The 17,293-nt window shown below is 71.9% G+C and carries 15 protein-coding genes and 8 pseudogenes; 15 read left to right on the top strand and 8 right to left on the bottom strand.

The genetic code is table 11. From position 1 onward, the window contains the following. The first annotated feature begins 40 nt into the window (after positions 1–40). From ACQ86J_RS35350 to ACQ86J_RS35340, 3 genes and pseudogenes are all read left to right on the top strand, one after another. Positions 41–810 (top strand): annotated as a pseudogene (locus ACQ86J_RS35350) (arginyltransferase). Between the two features lie 32 nt (positions 811–842). After that, complete coding sequence (locus ACQ86J_RS35345; protein ID WP_431269175.1) at positions 843–962, top strand: DUF202 domain-containing protein; 120 nt, start codon at positions 843–845, stop codon at positions 960–962. Between the two features lie 123 nt (positions 963–1,085). Then, entirely contained in the window at positions 1,086–1,217 is a 132-nt protein-coding gene (locus tag ACQ86J_RS35340) for a hypothetical protein (RefSeq protein ID WP_431269174.1), read from the top strand. A gap of 16 nt (positions 1,218–1,233) precedes the next feature. On the opposite strand, the pseudogene ACQ86J_RS35335 reads toward ACQ86J_RS35340, so the two are convergent. The 3 genes and pseudogenes from ACQ86J_RS35335 to recO all read right to left on the bottom strand — a co-directional run bounded on the left by ACQ86J_RS35335 (position 1,234) and on the right by recO (position 4,874). Beyond that, positions 1,234–3,548: pseudogene (locus ACQ86J_RS35335) on the bottom strand (DNA topoisomerase IV subunit A). A gap of 72 nt (positions 3,549–3,620) precedes the next feature. After that, positions 3,621–4,049 (bottom strand): hypothetical protein, encoded by a 429-nt coding sequence (locus ACQ86J_RS35330; RefSeq protein WP_431269173.1) that lies wholly within the window; start codon positions 4,047–4,049, stop codon positions 3,621–3,623. 87 nt (positions 4,050–4,136) lie between these two features. Then, positions 4,137–4,874, bottom strand: coding sequence for a DNA repair protein RecO (gene recO / locus ACQ86J_RS35325; protein WP_431269172.1), 738 nt, complete (start codon positions 4,872–4,874; stop codon positions 4,137–4,139). Positions 4,875–4,998: 124 nt separating this feature from the next. Here recO and ACQ86J_RS35320 point away from each other — a divergent pair, with 124 nt between their 5' ends. The 8 genes and pseudogenes from ACQ86J_RS35320 to ACQ86J_RS35285 all read left to right on the top strand — a co-directional run bounded on the left by ACQ86J_RS35320 (position 4,999) and on the right by ACQ86J_RS35285 (position 10,347). After that, the gene (locus ACQ86J_RS35320; protein WP_431269171.1) at positions 4,999–6,081 is read left to right on the top strand and encodes an SbmA/BacA-like family transporter; all 1,083 of its coding nucleotides are present in this window, start codon (positions 4,999–5,001) and stop codon (positions 6,079–6,081) included. A gap of 64 nt (positions 6,082–6,145) precedes the next feature. After that, on the top strand, positions 6,146–6,682 hold the full coding sequence (greB, locus tag ACQ86J_RS35315) for a transcription elongation factor GreB (protein WP_431269170.1): 537 nt from the start codon (positions 6,146–6,148) through the stop codon (positions 6,680–6,682). A gap of 31 nt (positions 6,683–6,713) precedes the next feature. Beyond that, positions 6,714–7,061, top strand: a complete 348-nt coding sequence (locus ACQ86J_RS35310; RefSeq protein WP_431269169.1) for a hypothetical protein — start codon at positions 6,714–6,716, stop codon at positions 7,059–7,061. Continuing rightward, a complete protein-coding gene (locus tag ACQ86J_RS35305; RefSeq protein ID WP_431269168.1) occupies positions 7,043–7,708 on the top strand; it encodes a hypothetical protein in 666 nt (221 codons plus the stop codon). The genes ACQ86J_RS35310 and ACQ86J_RS35305 overlap by 19 nt, the downstream gene beginning before the upstream one ends. A gap of 144 nt (positions 7,709–7,852) precedes the next feature. Beyond that, positions 7,853–8,719 carry an alpha/beta fold hydrolase gene (locus tag ACQ86J_RS35300; protein WP_431269167.1) on the top strand — a complete coding sequence of 289 codons (867 nt, stop codon included), beginning with the start codon at positions 7,853–7,855 and terminating at the stop codon, positions 8,717–8,719. Beyond that, positions 8,655–9,742 (top strand): annotated as a pseudogene (locus ACQ86J_RS35295) (tripartite tricarboxylate transporter substrate binding protein). The gene ACQ86J_RS35300 and the pseudogene ACQ86J_RS35295 overlap by 65 nt, the downstream one beginning before the upstream one ends. Position 9,743: 1 nt before the next feature. Then, positions 9,744–10,028: pseudogene (locus ACQ86J_RS35290) on the top strand (amidohydrolase family protein); the annotation flags it as partial. 46 nt (positions 10,029–10,074) lie between these two features. Continuing rightward, a complete protein-coding gene (locus tag ACQ86J_RS35285; protein ID WP_431272778.1) occupies positions 10,075–10,347 on the top strand; it encodes a hypothetical protein in 273 nt (90 codons plus the stop codon). Positions 10,348–10,569: 222 nt separating this feature from the next. Here ACQ86J_RS35285 and ACQ86J_RS35280 read toward each other — a convergent pair. After that, positions 10,570–10,833: pseudogene (locus ACQ86J_RS35280) on the bottom strand (hypothetical protein); the annotation flags it as partial. 232 nt (positions 10,834–11,065) lie between these two features. On the opposite strand from ACQ86J_RS35280, the gene ACQ86J_RS35275 reads away from it, so the two are divergent. Beyond that, positions 11,066–11,293: a hypothetical protein gene (locus ACQ86J_RS35275; protein ID WP_431269166.1), complete on the top strand. Its 228-nt coding sequence runs from the start codon at positions 11,066–11,068 to the stop codon at positions 11,291–11,293. A gap of 200 nt (positions 11,294–11,493) precedes the next feature. On the opposite strand, the gene ACQ86J_RS35270 is transcribed toward ACQ86J_RS35275, so the two are convergent. From ACQ86J_RS35270 to ACQ86J_RS35260, 3 genes and pseudogenes are all read right to left on the bottom strand, one after another. After that, positions 11,494–11,889 carry a multicopper oxidase domain-containing protein gene (locus tag ACQ86J_RS35270; protein WP_431272646.1) on the bottom strand — a complete coding sequence of 132 codons (396 nt, stop codon included), beginning with the start codon at positions 11,887–11,889 and terminating at the stop codon, positions 11,494–11,496. After that, a complete protein-coding gene (locus ACQ86J_RS35265; protein WP_431272777.1) occupies positions 11,775–12,374 on the bottom strand; it encodes a hypothetical protein in 600 nt (199 codons plus the stop codon). The genes ACQ86J_RS35270 and ACQ86J_RS35265 overlap by 115 nt, the downstream gene beginning before the upstream one ends. Before the next feature lie 46 nt (positions 12,375–12,420). Further along, positions 12,421–13,315: pseudogene (locus ACQ86J_RS35260) on the bottom strand (Bug family tripartite tricarboxylate transporter substrate binding protein). A gap of 124 nt (positions 13,316–13,439) precedes the next feature. Between ACQ86J_RS35260 and ACQ86J_RS35255 the strand changes: the two are divergent. From ACQ86J_RS35255 to ACQ86J_RS35245, 3 genes and pseudogenes are all read left to right on the top strand, one after another. Beyond that, positions 13,440–13,847: pseudogene (locus ACQ86J_RS35255) on the top strand ((2Fe-2S)-binding protein); the annotation flags it as partial. Between the two features lie 152 nt (positions 13,848–13,999). After that, positions 14,000–14,848: a molybdopterin cofactor-binding domain-containing protein gene (locus tag ACQ86J_RS35250; protein ID WP_431269165.1), complete on the top strand. Its 849-nt coding sequence runs from the start codon at positions 14,000–14,002 to the stop codon at positions 14,846–14,848. Then, positions 14,845–15,903 (top strand): annotated as a pseudogene (locus ACQ86J_RS35245) (xanthine dehydrogenase family protein molybdopterin-binding subunit); the annotation flags it as partial. The gene ACQ86J_RS35250 and the pseudogene ACQ86J_RS35245, both read left to right, overlap by 4 nt. 337 nt (positions 15,904–16,240) lie before the next feature. On the opposite strand, the gene ACQ86J_RS35240 reads toward ACQ86J_RS35245, so the two are convergent. Beyond that, a complete protein-coding gene (locus ACQ86J_RS35240) occupies positions 16,241–17,197 on the bottom strand; it encodes an amidohydrolase family protein (protein WP_431269164.1) in 957 nt (318 codons plus the stop codon). Positions 17,198–17,293 lie beyond the last annotated feature (96 nt).

Genomic DNA, 17,293 nt, shown 5'->3' with positions numbered 1-17,293 from the left:
CGGCTTCCCCCGACACTGTCCCCGTCGAACCGTTAGGCCGATGCTGCACCGCCCCACTCGCCGCCCGCAATTCTTCTACACCACCGCCCCGCTGCCCTGCCCCTACTTGGCCGGCCGGACGGAACGGAAGATCGTGACCGAGCTGACCGGGCCCGGATGCGGAGGCGCTGCACGACCGGCTGTCCCGCGCCGGCTTCCGCCGCAGCCACAACATCGCCTACTCGCCGGTTCTGCCCGGGCTGCGCCGCCTGCATCCCGATCCGCATCCTGGTCCCGCGATCTGAGCCCAACCGGGCGCATCGCAAGCTGAACAAGATCAACGCCGACCTGGCCGGGTTCGAGATGCCGGCGCGCGCCACCGCCGAGCAGTTCCAGCTGTTCCAACGCTACCAGCAGGCCCGGCACGGCGATGGCGACATGGCGGCGATGGGCTTCTACGACTACCGCGCGATGGTCGAGGACACGCCGATCACCACCGGCATGATCGAGTTCCGCGATGGCCAGGACCGGCTGCTGGGCGCCTGCCTCACAGACTGGCTGAGCGACGGGCTCTCGGCGGTCTATTCCTTCTTCGACCCGGCCCAGGCGCGCCGCAGCCTCGGGTCCTGGGCGATCCTCTGGCTGGTGGCGCGGGCCCAGGCGCTCGGGCTGCCCTATGTCTATCTCGGCTACTGGGTGCCGGAGAGCCGGAAGATGTCATACAAGTCGCGCTACCGCCCGAGCGAGGTGCTGACCGGCGGCGTCTGGCGGGTGCTGGAGGACAGCATGGTGCCGGCCGAGGCCGCGATGGTGCCGGAGACGGCGGGGTAGCCACCCAAGGCGCGCTGCGGCGTTGCCGTGGCATGCCGGATTCCAACGACGATCCCCGCGTCCCCTATGCCGCCGACCGCACGGTGCTGGCGGCCGAGCGCACCTATGCCGCCTGGGTCCGCACCGGATTGGTCTCCTCGCGGCCGGGGTAGGGGCGAAGACCTCGCTCGGCGGTACCCTGCCGGAATGGGCGATCCTGTTCTTCGCCTCGCTGCTGGTGCTGTTCTCCGCCTTCTGCTTCGCCGTCGCGGTCTGGCGCGACCTGCGGCCGGGACATGATCTCGCCGCAACGCTCGGATGTGTGGCGCATACCACCGGGGGTGCTGCTGGTGGTGAATGGCGGGCTGCTGCTGGTGGCGCTCGGCGCGCTGCTCGGCGTCTGGTTCGGCCGGACGGGCGGCGGCTGAGCGCCGCCGCGCCGGCCTATTCGAACCGCCCGTGCTTCGGAAAGCCGTTGGGCGGTGCCTTGCCGGCGCCGGCACGGTTGCCGCGCCAGGTGGTCAGGTCGTCCTCCCGCCGCTGCCGGTCGCCCAACATCCAGGTCAGCCCCTCCTTCCGGGTGAAGACCTTCACGTCGGCCAGGGTGGTGTCGGCATCCTTGTAGCTCTGCAGCTGCACGCCGCGGCCGCGCGCCATCTCCGGCACCTGGTCCAGCGGGAAGACCAGCAGCTTGCGGTTGGTGCCGATGACCGCGACATGGTCGCCCTCGGCCTCGGTGCAGACTGCCGCCTCCTGCCCCGCCTCGGTCACCAGCACCTGCTTGCCGGTGCGCTTCTCCGCCAGCAGGTCCTCGCCCTTGACGACGAAGCCGCGGCCATCGGTGGCGGCGACCAGGAAGCGACGGCCCTCGGCATGCACAAACATGCAGACGATCGCGTCCTCGTTGGTCATGTCGACCATCAGCCGCACCGGCTGCCCGTCGCCGCGGCCGCGCGGGATCGCCTCGGCCTTCAGCGTGTAGGCGCGGCCGTTGGTGGCGAACAGGACGATGCGGTCGGTGCTCTGGGCATGCACCCAGGTGTGCAGCTGGTCGCCTTCCTTGAAGCGCAGCTCGGCCTCGGGCGCGATATGGCCCTTCTGCGCGCGGATCCAGCCCTTCTCCGACAGGATGACGGTGATCGGCTCGCGCTCGACGAAGGCGGCCTCGTCCACCAGCACGGCCGGCAGCAGGCGCCCGGTCTCGGTGCGGCGGGCGCCGAGGGACCCTTCGCCGAAGGCCTTCCGCGTCGCCTCGATCTCCGCCTCGATCGCCGCCCAGCGCTTGGGCTCCGAGCCCATCAGCCCCTGCAGCCCCTTCTGCTCCTTGGTCAGCTTCGTGTGCTCGCGGCGGATCTCCATCTCCTCGAGCTTGCGCAGCGCGCGCAGCCGCATGTCGAGGATGGCGTTGGCCTGCAGCTCGGTCAGCGAGAAGGTCGCCATCAGCGCCTCCTTCGGCTTGTCCTCCTCGCGGACGATGCGGATCACCTCGTCGAGGTTGAGATAGACGATGAGGTAGCCGTCGAGGATCTCGAGCCGCCGCGCGATGGCCGCGAGGCGATGCTCGGTGCGCCGCACCAGCACCACGTGGCGGTGCTCCAGCCAGGACCACAGCACCTCGGGCAGGCCCATCACCCGCGGCGTGCGCTCGGCATCCAGCGCGTTCATGTTCAGCGGCAGGCGCGTCTCGAGGTCCGTCGCGCGGAACAGGGTCTCCATCATGACCGCCGGGTCGACCGTGCGGCTCTTCGGCTCCAGCACCAGCCGGACCACATCGGTGCTCTCGTCGCGGACGTCGCCGAGCAGCGGGAGCTTCCTCTCCTCCAGCAGGGCGGCGATCTGCTCGATCAGCTTGGCCTTCTGCACCTGGTAGGGGATCTCGGAGACGATGACCTGCCAGGTGCCGTTCTTGGCGGCGACCTTCTCCCAGCGCGCCCGCAGCCGGAAGCCGCCGCGGCCGGTGCGGTAGGCCTCGCGGATCGCCTCCGGCGGCTCGACCAGCACGCCGCCGGTCGGGAAGTCGGGGCCCGGGATCGCCGCCAGCATCGGCGCGAGCGAGGCCTCGAGGAACTCGGCCCGGGTCGTGCCGCCGGCCTGCAGCGCCACCTGATCTAGGCCGAGCCTGCGCTCGCGGAAGACCTGCAGCTGCGCCAGCGCCGCGGCGCAGAGCTCGCCGGCATTGTGCGGCGGGATGCTGGTCGCCATGCCGACCGCGATGCCGTTCGCGCCGTTCGCCAGCAGGTTCGGGAAGGCCGCCGGCAGCACCACCGGCTCCTGCTCCTCGCCATCGTAGGTGGAGCGGAAATCGACGGTGTTCTCGTCGATCCCGGCAAGCATGGCCTGGGCGACCTCGGTCAGCCGCGCCTCGGTGTAGCGCATGGCCGCGGCGTTATCGCCGTCGATATTGCCGAAATTCCCTGGCCCTCGACCAGCGGGTAGCGGGCGGCGAATTCCTGCGCCAGCCGCACCATGGCGTCGTAGATCGCGGCGTCGCCATGCGGATGGTACTTGCCCATCACGTCGCCGACGATGCGGGCGCATTTCTTGAAACCCGCGGCCGGGTCAAGCTTCAGCTGGTGCATGGCCCACAACAGGCGCCGGTGGACCGGCTTCAGCCCGTCCCGCACATCCGGCAGGGAGCGGGACATGATGGTGGACATGGCATAGGCCAGGTAGCGTTCCGACAGCGCGGCCGCCAGCGTCTGGTCCTTGATGGTGCCGCCGTCCGGTGACGCCGGCGGGGCCTTGGTCTGGTCGGGCATGGGTCAGGGATTCGCGCTTCGTTCCCCTCCCTTCTAGCCGGTCGGGGCGCCCGGCGCCACCGCTACGCAGGCTCAGCGGGCGAGCGCGGCCATCACCTCCTCGACCGTCTCCCGCACCGCCACGTCCCGGGTATAGAGCAGCCCGACCATCACCAGCGCGGTCCGTGCCCCGGCGGCGTGCCGGGCCTCCGAGCCGCGGATCAGCACGATGCGGTCGGCCGCCAGCCAGGTGCGCTGGCCGCTCGGGTCGGTGAGCGGCACGAGGCGCACCCCGGCGGCGGCCAGCCGGTGCGCCAGGCTGTCCATCGGCTCGGCCGTGCGCTGCTGCACCCAGGCGGCGGTGTCGATCACCGTCTCGCCCTGCAACCGGCCGATGCGGACCACCTGGGAGACAGCCAACCGGACCGGCCCTTGCCCGGCGGGCGGCGCTAAGTCGATGAAGGTGCCGGAGGGGGTGACGAAGACCTGGTATGGCGCGGCAGCCGCCGGCAGCGCGCCCAAACCGGGCAGCAGAAGCCAGAGAACGCCGAATACGCGACTGGCCGGCAAGCGCCGCCTCCCGCCCGGGGTGATGCTATTCCATCCCAATCACAACCGGGCGTCCAGGGTTCCCACTCGGTCCGCAAGCATCGCGCGTGCCTGCGGCAGCCCGCCCGGCCGGTCGCCGAAGACGTCGCGCGAGAGGAAATGGCCAGTCAGCCGCAGGCCGGACAGCCAGTCCGACGGCCCCTCCCCGCCCCATTGCCCGAGCAGGTAGCGCGGCAGCGGCAGCAGCCGCGCCGCCCAGGGCTCTCCCGCCGCGGCCGAGACCGCCCGGCCGGTGCGCGGCGAGACCCAGGCCAGGTCCTCCGCCGTCCCGGTCGCGGCGCAGCGGGCCAGGTCGAGCCCGTAGCCGAGCTTCCCCAGCAGCTCGGCCTCCCAGCGCACGTAGTCCGGCAACAGCGGGCCGGCGCCCTCGCCGAGCCGAGCGATGAGCGAGACCATGCCGTGGAAGCAGCGCGGATGCGGCTCCCGCTCCGGCAGTGCGCCTTCGGCCACCGCGCAGGCGGCCGAGAGCAGCGCCAGCGCCAGCGGGTCCTCCATCGCCAGGGCCGCCGCGGGATGCACAAGCTCCCCGGTCAGGGCGCCGAGCTGGTCGGGCAGCCGTGCCACCCAGCGCGCCTCCACCAGGTTGCCGCGCTGCCAGACCGGCGCCTGGGCGCGCGAGGCGCCGCCCTTGGCGAGGCCGGCATGCCGTCCATGCGCCTCGGTCAGCAGCGAGACCACCGCGCCGCTCTCGCCGAGCGGACGGGCATCCAGCACCACGGCGGGAGCCTGCCATTCCATCACGCAATCATATGGGATGCCGCCCGGTTCAGCACAGCGTGCGCGCTGCATCGCGGCAACGGTCGGGAGCAACCCGGGGCCGGTCCGCATTGTTTCATCGTTAGAAAGCGAGGGATCGAGCAGGATGGCGGAGACCGAGGATCTGGCCCGCCCGCGCCCCCTGCCGCTCCGCTTCGCCGGGCTGGCCGGCGGCTTCTGGTCCGGCCCGACCCGCTGGCAAGCAGTGGCGCTGACCGGCATCCTGTTCAGCCTGACCGCGGCCGAGATCGCCCTCTCGGTCCGCTTCAACACCTGGCTGGGCGGGTTGTTCGACGTGCTGGACCGCCGCGCAGCGGCGGAGCTGCCGGCGCAATGCGCCGTGCTGGCCGCCCTCGTGCTCGGCTTCGGGGTGCAATCCGGGCTGCACCTGACCTGCCGGCGGGCGCTGCAGCTGCGCTGGCGGCGCTGGCTGACCGACCGCCTGGCCGGCGCCTGGCTGCGGCGCGCCGCCCCGGCCGAGTCCGACCCCGGCGCCGCCAATGTCGATGGCCGCATCGCCGAGGACATCCGCATCGCCACCGAAGAGGCGGTCGAGCTCTGCGGCTCGCTCTGGCAGGCGACGCTGCTGCTGGTGGTCTTCGGCGGGCTGCTCTGGGAGATCTCCGGCAGCCCGACCTTCCACCTGTTCGGCCGCGACGTGACCGTCACCGGCTACCTGGTCTGGCTGGCGCTGCTCTATGCCCTGGTCAGCGGCATCGCCGCCTTCGCGCTGGGCCGGCCGCTGGTGCCGGCGACCGACCGCCGGCAGGCTGCCGAGGCCGAATCCCGCGTCGCCCTGGTGCATCTGCGGGACAGCCCGCCCATGGCGCGGCGCGGCGGCATGGCGCGGCTGCGGCCGTTGTTCGCCATGGTGGGCCGCACCTGGGACGGGCAGACCCGCAGCATGGCACGGTTGGCCGGCTACAATGCCGGGCATGGCCGGGTGACCACGACCTTCCCGATCCTCGCCGGGCTGCCGGGCTACTTCCAGGGCGTGATGAGCCTCGGCGGGCTGATGCAGGGCGCCCAGGCCTTCCAACAGCTGGCCGCGGCGCTGACCTGGCCCGTGACCAGCATGGAGCGCGTCGCCACCTGGGGCGCCTCGGCCGAGCGGGTGCTGGCGCTGCAGGCGGCGCTGGCAGGGCAGGAACGGCCGCTGCCGGCGGCGCTGCCGGTGCCGGCGGAGTAGCCGGACCGCGGGCGGAGAAGTCGCGGGGCTGCCGCCGAGGCCGCTTCGCCGCTACACCCCGGCGATGGCCACGCATGACGACGATGACGACGACGCGGAGGGCCCGCCCGGCCTGCCCGCCGGCACGCCCTTCTACATGACCCCCGCCGGCCATGCCGCGCTGGCCGAGGAGCTGCGCCGGCTCTGGTACGACGAGCGGCCGAAGGTGGTGGAGGTGGTGTCCTGGGCCGCCGGGCTCGGCGACCGCTCGGAGAATGCGGACTACCAGTACGGCAAGCGCCGGCTGCGCGAGATCGACCGACGCGTCCGCTTCCTCCGCAAGCGGCTGGAACGGGTGCAGGTGGTGGACCCGGCGGCGCAGGCGAAGCGCGGCACGGTCTTCTTCGGCGCGACGGTGACCTATGCGCGGGATGCCGACCGGGAAGTCACCGTCACCATCGTCGGCGTGGACGAGGCCGACAGCTCGGCCGGCCGGATCTCCTGGGTTTCGCCGGTCGCCCGCGCGCTGCTGGGCCGGCAGGTCGGCGACGAGGTGAAGCTGCGCACGCCGCAGGGCGTCGAGGGCATCGAGGTCGTGGCGATCCGCTACCCCGAGCGCTGAACGACCGGCCGGCGCCGGCGTTGGCCATATCATGAGCGAACCGTCCGCCCGCCCCGCCCCGCCCCGCTTCCAGGATCACGGGGCGGCGACGCTGCCGGCGGTGATCCTCGACGGCTACAACGCCGAGCTGCGCACGCCGGAGGGCTTTCTCGGCGACCGCGCCAGCAGCCGCGCCTTCAAGGCGCTGCTGGACCATTGGCGCAAGCGGATCCGCGGCAGCGCCGAGGACGACCCACTGGGCGACGCGCCGACCAAGGACATCCCGCGCAAGAAGCTCGACGAATTGCTGGCCAGCGGCGACACCGAAGCGGCCGGGCTGGTGCATGGCGTGGTCGAGGATTCGCCCAGTCGCTCGCCACGGTGGTCCGCGCCCTGCTGAAGCTGAAGCATTGGCGCGAGGTCGAGCGCATCGTCGTCGGCGGCGGGATGCGCAGCAGCCGGGTGGGCGAGCTCGCGATCGGCCGCACCGCGATGATCCTGAAGGGCGAGGATATCGGCATCGACCTGCGGCCGATCCGGCACGACCCGGACGAGGCCGGGATGATCGGCGTGGTGCAGCTTGCGCCGCCCTGGATTTTCAAGGGGCATGACGCGCTGCTCGCGGTGGATATCGGCGGGTCCAACATCCGCGCCGGGCTGGTCCGGCCGCACCTGAAGAAGGCTGCCGATCTGTCCGAGGCCTGCATCTGGGAATGCGAGATCTGGCAACACCGGGCCGATCGGCCGGCGCGGGAGGCGGCGATCGACCGGCTCTGCGGCATGCTGGGTGACCTGCTGCACAAGGCGGAGAAGCGCGGGCTGCACCTCGCGCCGCTTCATCGGCGTCGGCTGCCCCGGCCATATCGAGCCCGATGGCAGCATCGCCAAGGGGCCCAGAACCTGCCCGGCAATTGGGAAAGCAGCCGCTTCAACCTGCCCGAGCGGCTGCGCGCCGCCCTGCCGGAGATCGGCGGCCAGGGAGACGGTGGTGGTCATGCACAACGACGCCGTGGTGCAGGGGCTGAGCCAGGTGCCCTGGATGAGTGACGTGAAGCACTGGGGCGTGCTGACCATCGGCACCGGCCTGGGGAATGCCTGCTTCACCAACCGCGAGCGCTGAGCCTCGCTGGACAGCGCGGCCGCCCCGGCCGACAAATCGGCCAAGGGACGGGACAGCGGGACCAGGACGCGATGCAGGACGGGCTGAGCAGCACCATCGAGGCACCGGAGGCGATGCTCGCCCGGCTGCAGGCCGGCGCCCGCCGGCTGGAGACGCCCTGCGGCGACGGGACGATGGCCTGGCACATCTGGGGCGAGGGCGAGCCACTGGTGCTGCTGCATGGCGGCAGCGGGTCCTGGCGGCATTGGGCGCGCAACATCGGCCCGCTGGCTCGGCACCGCATGGTGGTCTGCCCGGACATCCCCGGGCTCGGCGACAGCGCCATGCCGCCGCCGGCCGAGAGCCCCGCCCCGGTCGCCGCCATCATCCGCGCCGGGATCGGCCAGGTGCTGGGCGAGGCCATGCGCTACGACCTCTGCGGCTTCTCCTACGGTGCGCTGCTGTCCGGCCATGTCGCCGCCCAGGCGGGCGACGAGCTGCGCAGCGTGACGCTGGTCGGCGCCGGCGCGCTCGGCCCGAAGCGGCAGGTGACGGAGCTGACCAAGGTGCGCAGCCTGGAGGGCGAGGCGCGGGTCGCCGCGCACCGCCACAACCTGGCCGCGCTGATGTTCGCCGACCCGGCCAATATCGACCCGCTGGCCCTGGCGATCCAGGAATGGAACACCCGCCACGCCCGCTTCGTCAGCCGCGGCTTCGCCGGCAGTACCGGGCTGCGCGACAGCATCGCGGAAGCGCGCTGCCCGGTGGCGCTGCTCTACGGCGAGCGCGACGCGATCGCCTGGCCGGAGCTCGAGCTGCGCTTCGCCGCGCTGCGCAGCGTGCAGCCGGAGGCCTGGACCGGCGTCATCCCCGGGGCCGGTCATTGGGTGGCCTATGAGGCGGCGGAGAGCTTCACAGCCATGCTGCTGGACATGCTGCGCCGCCGGATCGGGTCATAGGCGGCACGCCTGCCCTGCCCTATCCTGGGCGGATCGGGAGGCCAGCATGACGAGCCCATCCATCACCCTCGGCCGCCGCGCCCTGTTCGCCGCCGCCGCGCTGGCCGCCGGCCCGGCCCGGGCGCAATGGGCGCCGCCGCGGCAGATGCGGCTGGTGGTGCCCTTCACCCCGGGCGGCGGCGCCGACACCACGGCGCGGCTCCTCGCACCCGGCATCTCTGCCTTCCTCGGCCAGCCCGCGGTGGTGGAGAACCGGCCCGGCGGCGGCGGCACCATCGGCGCGCAGGAGGTCGCCCGCGCCGCGCCGGACGGCACCACGCTGCTGGTCGATGCCGCCAACCAGGCGGTGGCGCCTTTCATCTTCCGCAACCTGGCCTTCGACTATGCCACCGCCTTCATCCCGATCAGCCGCGTCACCCTCTACCCGCTGATCCTGGTGGTGAAGGCCGACAGCAAGCTGCAATCGCTTCAGGCGCTGCTGGACCGGGCGCGGCGGCGCCGGGGCGGCTGAGCTATTCCTCCTCCGGCAATGCCATCTCCAACCACATCGCCACCGCCCTGCTGGCGAGCCGGGCGAAGGTGGAGCTGACCCATGCGCCCTATCGCGGCGGCGGGCCGGCGCTGCAGGCGGTGCTGGCCGGCGATGTGGATTTCGGCTTCGCCACCGTGGCCTCCGCCGCGGCGCTGGTCAGCCAAGGGCAGCTACGGGCGCTGGCGGTCTCCACTGCGCAGCGGGTCGCGACGCTGCCGGATGTGCCAACCGTCGCCGAACTCGGCTTCCCCGGCTACGACCAGGCCGAATGGAACGGCGTCTATGGCCCAGCCGGCCTGCCGGCCGAGGCGGTGGCGCGAATCCATGCCGCCTGCCTAGCCGCGCTGGCCGATCCGGCGGTGCAGCAGCGGCTGGCGACGCTCGGCGCCATCGGCCTCGGCACCGACCCGGCCCATTTCGCCGCCTTCCTGAAGGCCGAGCGCCTGGCGATGGAGGCGCTGGTGCGCGACGCGAAGATCTCGGCGGACTGAGATGGGGCCGGTCTTCGATGCGCATTTCCACATCTTCGCGCCCGGGGAGGCAATGCCCGGCCATGCCGGCTTCGTCCCGCCGGCCTTCGGGGTGGAGGACTACCGCACCCGGGCCAGGGCCCTCGGCATCACCGGCGGGGTGAACGTCGCCGGCAGCGTGCAGGGCGGCGACCCGCGGCCGCTGCTGGAGGCCGCGGCGGCGCTCGGCCCCGGCTTCGTCGTGGTGGCGCAGGCCGATGCCGGCCAGGGCGAGGCGGCGATGCGCGCCCTGGCCGTCGCCGGCGTGCGCGGGCTGCGCTACAGCCTGTACCGCGGCCAGTGGTCAGACCCGCATGCCAGTCGCGGACCACGCGGCGCGCGCCGCCGGCTGCGGCCTGCATGCGCAGGTCTATGCCGATGCCGCGGTGCTGGCGCCGGCCGCCGCCGCGCTGTCCCGCCTGCCGGCGCTGGTGATCGACCATCTCGGCATGACCGAGGCCGGCCTGCCCGTGGTGCTCGACCTCGCCCGCGCTGGGGCCAAGGTGAAGGCCAGCGGCTTCGGCCGGGTCGCGCCCGACGTGCCCGCGCCCTGGAACGCATTGCCGCGGCGGCGCCGGCGGCGCTGATGTTCGGCAGCGACCTGCCTTCGGTCCGCGCCGCGCGGCCCTTCGCCCTCGGCCGATATAGGCCTGCTGCGCGAGGTGCTGGGCGCGGCGCTGGCGCGCGCCGCGCTGCACGACACCGCGGCCGCCTTCTACCGAGTCACCACGGGTCCGCAGTGACCACGAAGGGCGCATCATCGCGTCATCCTCATGCGAGAGGATGTGGCAGTGCCGGACATAGTCGCCCGGCAGGTCGAAATGGGCGATGATGTCGATGGATTGGTGTGCCCCGACCCAGACGGTGTCCTGCCGCCCGGTATCTTCCGGGGCGATCGGCAGCGCGTCGCCGAGCGACCAGGCGCCGCCATCCGGGACGCCGTCCGCTCTGGCCTCCCTGCCTTCGTCCGTCTCGTCGGCGAAGGCTAGGCGTTCCGGGCCAGCAGCTGGAACTGCACCTGGTGCAGGTGGATCAGGGTGGGCGTCGTCGGTGAAGTTGGCAATCCGCCACATCTCGGTGGCTCCGAGATGGATCACCTCGGTCACGGCGCATCCCAGGGCAGCGGGCCGAAGGGGCACCGCTTTGCCGTCGATGTCCACCCCCGGCGCGGCCAGCCTAGCTCCGGCATCGGCTTCGGCCGAACGCGTCCACCGGCTCGAACAGGCCGCAGCTGGCGGACATGGTCCGGCACGGTCCAGCGATCGATGAAGTCCGGGTTCAGCGGCGTGCCATCGGTGACGGTGGATGGCGGGCGCGGCCCCGCAGGCCGCCACCTGGAACTGCAAGAGCTGGCCGACCGACGTGCTCTGCCGCGGCCTCTGGCTCATCGCCCGCCAGTGGCAGCCACTCGGGGTTGAGGCCCTGAAAGGGGTCGAATGCCGGACCTGGATCTGGCTGCAGCGTCACCGCATGCCCTGCTGCATGCGAGAAATCGACCATCAGGTCGAGCCGGTCGGCCGGCGCCAGCACTGAGCTCGCCTGGCCGCTGCAGGCCGTCGCCATCCATCACGGTGATAGCACTTCGGCAGCAGCTTCCGCCATCGGTGCTGACCAGCGTCGCAGCCACGTGCGGATCATCGAAGCGCATCACGTAGAAGCGGCTGTCAGAGGCATTCAGCAGATGCAGCATGTACTGCCCGGCCCCACCTGCGCCATCGGCCAGCGCATGCCGTTCACCAGCGGCACGTCGCCGAAGAACTCCGGCAGGATGGTCGGCACCGGCCGGCATAGTCGGGCGGCAGGTCGTCCGCCACGGTACCCTCCTTGCCCGGGATCGGGTCGCCCGGGGCGGACGGCATGTAGAGCTGCCCATCCGCGGTGAAGGCGCGGTCCTGCAGGATCAGCGGCAACTCGGCCGCGGCATCCGGCAGCACGCCGTCCCGCACCAGGCTCTGCCCGGTCGCGTCGCGCAGCAGCAGCATACCAGACAGGCCGGAATCCATGTGGATGCGGGTCAGGCCCAGCGCGTGGTCATGGTACCAGAGCGTCGCCGCCGGCTGGTCGTTGGGGTAGCTATAGACTTCAGTCGAGACACAGGGCCGGTTTCGGCAAAGTCCTGGGTGAACCAGGCCTCGGGCAGGCCGTCGCTCGCGGAGGGCGCATGCGCGCCGTGCAGGTGCACGACTGTCGGCACGTAGCCCTCCGCGAGCGTGGTGTCCTGCGGCATGGCCATGTGGATGCTGGTGTCGACCGGCAGCAGGTGGCCGGCGACAGGCAGCGCATTCTCCCACAGCACCTGCATTGGCTGGCCGCTGGCGGCCATCAGCGTTGGCCCCGGCGTGGTGGTCGGGCCGTCGGGCAGGCCGTAGCCCCAGATGACGGTGGAAAGCGGGTTGCCGGCCTCGTCCACCAGGCCGAGCCATTGCTGCGCCTGGCGAAGCTGCAGCGTGACCTCGGGGTTGCCGCCATATCGATTACCGGCGGCACGGGCAGCAGGTTGACGAAGCGCGGCTGCGTCGCCGGGTCCAGCAGGACGGGCGCCTCCGGGGCATGCTGCATGGCCGTCTCCTCTCCTGCCTGGAGAAGCAAGGGATGCCCGGGAGGTTCCAGCCACGCTTGCGGAACAGCAACGATGTAAATGTCTCTTGCGATTCACATGCTCAGCGCGTCATCAGCCTTCCCAGCGCGCCACGTCGCGCGCGACATATCCTTCCGACTCTGGGCGGCGTCGCCAGCACCCGGTCGACGCCGAGCTCGGTCCACTTCTTCCGGATCGCCTCCGTCCCCTGCACCCGGGCGATCGCCGCATGCAGCGCGGCCTTGAGCGGCGCCGGGGTCGCGGCCGGGACGAAGACGGCCTGCCAGACCACCATCTCGGCATCGACGCCGATCTCTCGCCAGGTCGGCACGTCCGGCGCCGTGGCGCTGCGGGCGGGCGAGGTGACCGCGAAGGCGCGCGCCTGGCCGCCCTTCGCGGTCTGCAGCCCGGTCAGGGCGATGTCGTAGACCAGCTGGATCCGCCCAGCCGCGAGGTCGAGCGTCGCAGGCGCTCCGCCGCGATAGGGGATCTCGTTCATCGAGAGGCCCGTGGTCTTCAGGAACAGCAGCGCCGCCATGCCGAGCGTGCCGCCGCCGCCGGTGCTGCCATAGTCAGATTTGCCGGGCGCGGCCTTCACCTTCGCCAGGGATTCCCGCCCGTCCTTGGCCGGGAAGTCGTTCGAGACCAGCATCACCATCGGCATCTCCGAAAGGATGGCGACTGGCGAGCTGCCGGATCGGGTCGATCGGCGCATTCGGCACCACCACGCGCAGCACGGCGTGGCTGGTATTGTTGAACAGGATGGTGTGGCCGTCGGCCGGGGCACGGGCGACGAATCCGGCGGCGATCATCCCGGCCGCGCCGACCCGGTTCTCCACCACCACTGGCTGCGGCAGCACCTGGGTCAGCGCCTCGGCCAGCACGCGGGCGCCGACATCGGTGGCGCCGCCGGCGGTGTAGGGCACCACCAGCCGCACCGGGCGGTCGGGCCAGGACTGCGCTGCGGCGGGCAGCATGGGGGCTGGCAGGACGGCAGCAATCAGGCCGAGCAGGCCCAGGGCGACTCGTTTCAAGTTTATATCCTCCCGGCAGGGGCGGCGATGGACGTAGGCCGCGCTTTAGGCTTCCTTACGCGCCGGAATGCAAGCCCGAGGGAGGCAAGGAATGAGCCAGGCACTGGCCATGACCGTCAACGGCCGCGCCGTGACCGTGACCGTCGACGACCCCGAGATGCCGCTGCTCTATGCGCTGCGCAACGACCTCGGCCTGACCGGCCCGCATTACGGCTGCGGCCTCGGCCAGTGCGGCGCCTGCACGGTGCATGTGGACGGCGCCGCGGCGCGGTCCTGCCAGCTGCCGGTCGGCAGCATGGCGGGCAAGCAAATCACCACGCTCGAGGGCCTCGGCACGGAGGCGAAGCCGCACCCGGTCCAGGCCGCCTTCATCGCCGAGCAGGCGGTGCAATGCGGCTACTGCGCCAACGGCATGATCATGGAGAGCGCCGCCTTCCTGGCGCAGACCCCGAAGCCGACCGAGGCGCAGGTGCGCGAGGCCCTGGCCAGCAACATCTGCCGCTGCGGCACTCAGCCGCGCGTGGTGCGCGCCGTGCTGCGCGCCGCGGCGCAGGCCCTAAAGGGGAGGCGATCATGGACGGCATGCAGCTCTCCCGCCGCGGCCTGTTCGGGGCCGGCGGCGCGCTCGTGGTCTCCTTCGCCCTGGGCGGCGCGAAGCCGGCCGCGGCCTGGACCGACAAGCCCGTGGCGCTCGAGCAGGTGGACAGCTTCCTGGCGATCGACGCACAGGGCCGCGTCACCATCTATGTCGGCAAGGTCGATCTCGGCACCGGGCTCCGCACCGGCTTCGTGCAACTCGCGGCCGAGGAGCTCGACGTGCCGATGGCCGCCGTCTCGGTGGTCGAGGGCGACACGGCCCTGACGCCGGACCAAGGCCCGACCTATGGTTCGCTCGGCATCCAGATCGGCGGCGTGCAGCTGCGCCAGGCGGCGGCGACCGCGCGCGCCCTGCTGGTGGCGGAGGCCGCGTCGCGCTTCGGCCTGCCGGCGGAGACGCTGCGCACCGAGGACGGCGCGGCGGTCGCGCCGGACGGGCGGCGCGTCACCTATGCCACGCTGGTCGGCGGCAAGGCCTTCGCCCGCCCGATCGATCCCGGCGCCACGATCAAGCCACCCGAGGCGCGTAAGGTGGTCGGCAAGCCGGTGCCGCGGGTCGACATCCCCGACAAGGTCATGGGCCGCTTCGCCTATGTGCACGACCTCAAGCTGCCGGGCATGCTGCATGGCCGGACGGTGCGGCCGCCGGCGATGGGCGCGGTGGCGGAGGCGGTGGACGAAGCGTCGGTCGCCGGCATCCCCGGCATCGTCAAGGTGGTCCATGAGAAGGGCTTCGTCGGCGTCGTCGCCGAGACCGAATGGGCCGCGATCAAGGCGCAGCAGGCGCTGAAGGTGCGCTGGTCCGCCTGGGCCGGGCTGCCCGACCAGGCGAAGCTCTGGGAGCATGTGCGGGCGACCCCGTCGCGCAGCGCCAAGTGACCAGCGAGAGGGGCGACCCGGCGGCCGGCATCGCCGGCGCTGCGAAGAACTTGTCCGCCAGCTACGATTTCGCCATCCACACCCATGGCTCGATGGGCCCGTCCTGCGCCGTCGCCGCGTTCAAGGAAGGCCGGCTGACGATCTGGACCGCCAGCCAGGCGACCCACAACCTGCGCAAGCAGCTCGCCATGATGCTCGGCCAGCCGGTCGAGCACATCCGCTGCATCTACCAGGAGGGCGCCGGCTGCTGCGGCCGCAACGGGCACGAGGACGCGGCGGCCGATGCGGCGCTGCTGGCCAGGGCCGTGGGCAGGCCGGTCCGCGTGCAATGGATGCGGGCGGAGGAGCATGGCTGGGACCCGAAGGGCCCGCCGACCCTGATCGACCTGCGCGCCGGGCTCGACGCGAACGGCAAGGTGGTGGGCTGGGAGAGCGAGGCCTTCATCCCGAAGGGCGCCGGCGGCAACGTGGACCTGGTCGCCGCCGAACTCGGCGGCCTGCCGCGGGAGAACCTGCTGTCGCCCGGCAACATCGTCCACAACCTGGCGCTGCCCTACAGCTTCCCGGCGGTTCGCACGACCTGCCTGCGGCTGGAGAGCACGCCCTTCCGCCCGAGCTGGATCCGCACGCCCGGCCGGATGCAGAACACCTATGCCAGCGAGGCCTTTCTCGACGAGCTGGCGGCGGCGGCGGGGAAGGATCCGGTGCAGTTCCGCCTGGAGAACCTCGACGACGCCCGCGGCAAGGAGGTTCTGGAACGCGTGGCGAAGCTGGCGGACTGGCAAGCCCGCCCTTCCCCGCAGCGCGACCAGGCCGGTGAGGTCCTGCGCGGCCGCGGCGTCACCTATGTGAAGTACGAGCTGGTGCGGACCTATGTCGCCGGGGTCGCCGAGGTGGAGGTGAACCGCCGCACCGGCGAGATCCGCGTCACCAACTTCTTCTGCACGCATGACTGCGGCCAGATCATCAACCCGGATGCGGTGACAGCGCAGATCGAGGGCAATGTGGTCTCAACCCTCAGCCGAACCCTGAAGGAGGAGCTGACCTTCGACCGCGGCACCGTGACCAGCCTCGACTGGGCCAGCTACAAGACGATCACCTTCCCAGAAATCCCGAAGATCACCGTGGAGCTGATCGACCGCCCGGCGGAGAAGCCCTGGGGCGCCGGGGAGCCGGCGGCGGCGATCGTGCCGAGCGCGGTGAGCAACGCGGTCTTCGACGCGACGGGGTGCGGCTGCGGAGCGTGCCGTTCAGCCCGGCCAAGGTGCGGGCGGCACTGCAAGGGGCGTAAGGTTGGGGAGGAAAGTGCATTTCCTCCCCAAGCCCCGCCTTTGCTTTGCGTGGGTCCGGCACTCGCCGCGCGGCGGGGAGAATACCTTCTCCCCGGCCTTCTCAGCCGAAGCCGTAGAGCCGCGCCGGGTTGTCCACCAGGATCTTCCGCCGCGTCGCCGCATCCGGCGCCCATTTCGCCAGCTGATTCAGCAGCAGCCCGTCATCGATCGGCACCGGCTCCGATATCTCCGTCGCCGGCTTCTGCAGCGAGGTATTGGGGTGCGGCCAGTCGGTGCCCCAGACGATGCGGTCGGGGTTGGCGGCGATCAGCGCCTGGGCCAGCGGCGTGACATCGGCGAAGTCGGGCGCTGCATTGCTGCTGCGATAGGCGCCGGAGATCTTCACATAGGCCTTCCCCGCCTTCACCAAATCGACCAGGGAAGCGAAGCCCGGCTGCGAGACGCCGAGCTCGCCGCGCGCCCCGCCGAAATGATCGACGACCAGCGGCACCGGCATCTGCATGAGCTGGTCCTTCAGCGCCTCGATGATCGAGAGCCGGGTGTAGGTCTGCACATGCCAGCCGCGCGCCTTCACCTGGTCCACCGCCGCCTTCAGCTTCTGGCCGGAGGCGGCGGGATCGACCACGCCGGCCGTCTCCAGGTTCACCCGGACGCCGCGGATGCCGGCCTGGTGCAGCTCATCGAGCTGCGCCGGGGTGGCGCTGCCGTCGATCACCGCGATGCCGCGGGCGCGCTGCGGGCCGAGTTCGCGGATGCCGTCCAGCGTCGCGCGGTTGTCGGTGCCATAGACGCTCGGCGTGACGATGACGACGCGGTCGAGCTTCAGCGCGCGCTGCAGCTGCAGCAGGTCGGCGGCGGTGGCGACCGGCGGGGTGTAGCTGCGGCCGGCGAAGAAGGGGAAGCGCGCCGGGTCGGGAAAGACATGCACATGGCAATCGCACGCGCCGGCCGGTATTTCGAAGGACGGGGCGGTCGGCGTCGCGGCCCGCGCCGGGCCCGTCGCCATCGCCGCGGCACCAAGGGCCGCGGCCTGCATCACTCTGCGCCGTGTGGTCATCGGGTTCCCTCCGTTCCACGCGTCCAGGCGACAAGGCCGGCGCGGGTTGCCGGAAAGCTTGCCCCTGCCCGCCGCGCCAGCGCAGCCCGCAGCGGG

It is taken from the genome of Dankookia sp. P2 (assembly GCF_050632255.1).
Classification (GTDB): domain Bacteria; phylum Pseudomonadota; class Alphaproteobacteria; order Acetobacterales; family Acetobacteraceae; genus Paracraurococcus.
The sequence above is the reverse complement of the archived record's forward strand: the minus strand, read 5'-3'. Positions and strand labels throughout refer to the sequence as shown.

Excerpts from the sequence above, each read along its gene's own strand:
- greB (WP_431269170.1), top strand. The coding sequence starts at position 6,146 with ATGGCCACGCATGACGACGATGACGACGACGCGGAGGGCCCGCCCGGC.
- ACQ86J_RS35320 (WP_431269171.1), top strand. The coding sequence starts at position 4,999 with ATGGCGGAGACCGAGGATCTGGCCCGCCCGCGCCCCCTGCCGCTCCGC.
- recO (WP_431269172.1), bottom strand. The coding sequence starts at position 4,874 with ATGGAATGGCAGGCTCCCGCCGTGGTGCTGGATGCCCGTCCGCTCGGC.
- ACQ86J_RS35310 (WP_431269169.1), top strand. The coding sequence starts at position 6,714 with ATGAGCGAACCGTCCGCCCGCCCCGCCCCGCCCCGCTTCCAGGATCAC.
- ACQ86J_RS35275 (WP_431269166.1), top strand. The coding sequence starts at position 11,066 with ATGGCGGGCGCGGCCCCGCAGGCCGCCACCTGGAACTGCAAGAGCTGG.
- ACQ86J_RS35300 (WP_431269167.1), top strand. The coding sequence starts at position 7,853 with ATGCAGGACGGGCTGAGCAGCACCATCGAGGCACCGGAGGCGATGCTC.
- ACQ86J_RS35340 (WP_431269174.1), top strand. The coding sequence starts at position 1,086 with ATGATCTCGCCGCAACGCTCGGATGTGTGGCGCATACCACCGGGGGTG.
- ACQ86J_RS35345 (WP_431269175.1), top strand. The coding sequence starts at position 843 with ATGCCGGATTCCAACGACGATCCCCGCGTCCCCTATGCCGCCGACCGC.
- ACQ86J_RS35285 (WP_431272778.1), top strand. The coding sequence starts at position 10,075 with ATGCCAGTCGCGGACCACGCGGCGCGCGCCGCCGGCTGCGGCCTGCAT.
- ACQ86J_RS35240 (WP_431269164.1), bottom strand. The coding sequence starts at position 17,197 with ATGACCACACGGCGCAGAGTGATGCAGGCCGCGGCCCTTGGTGCCGCG.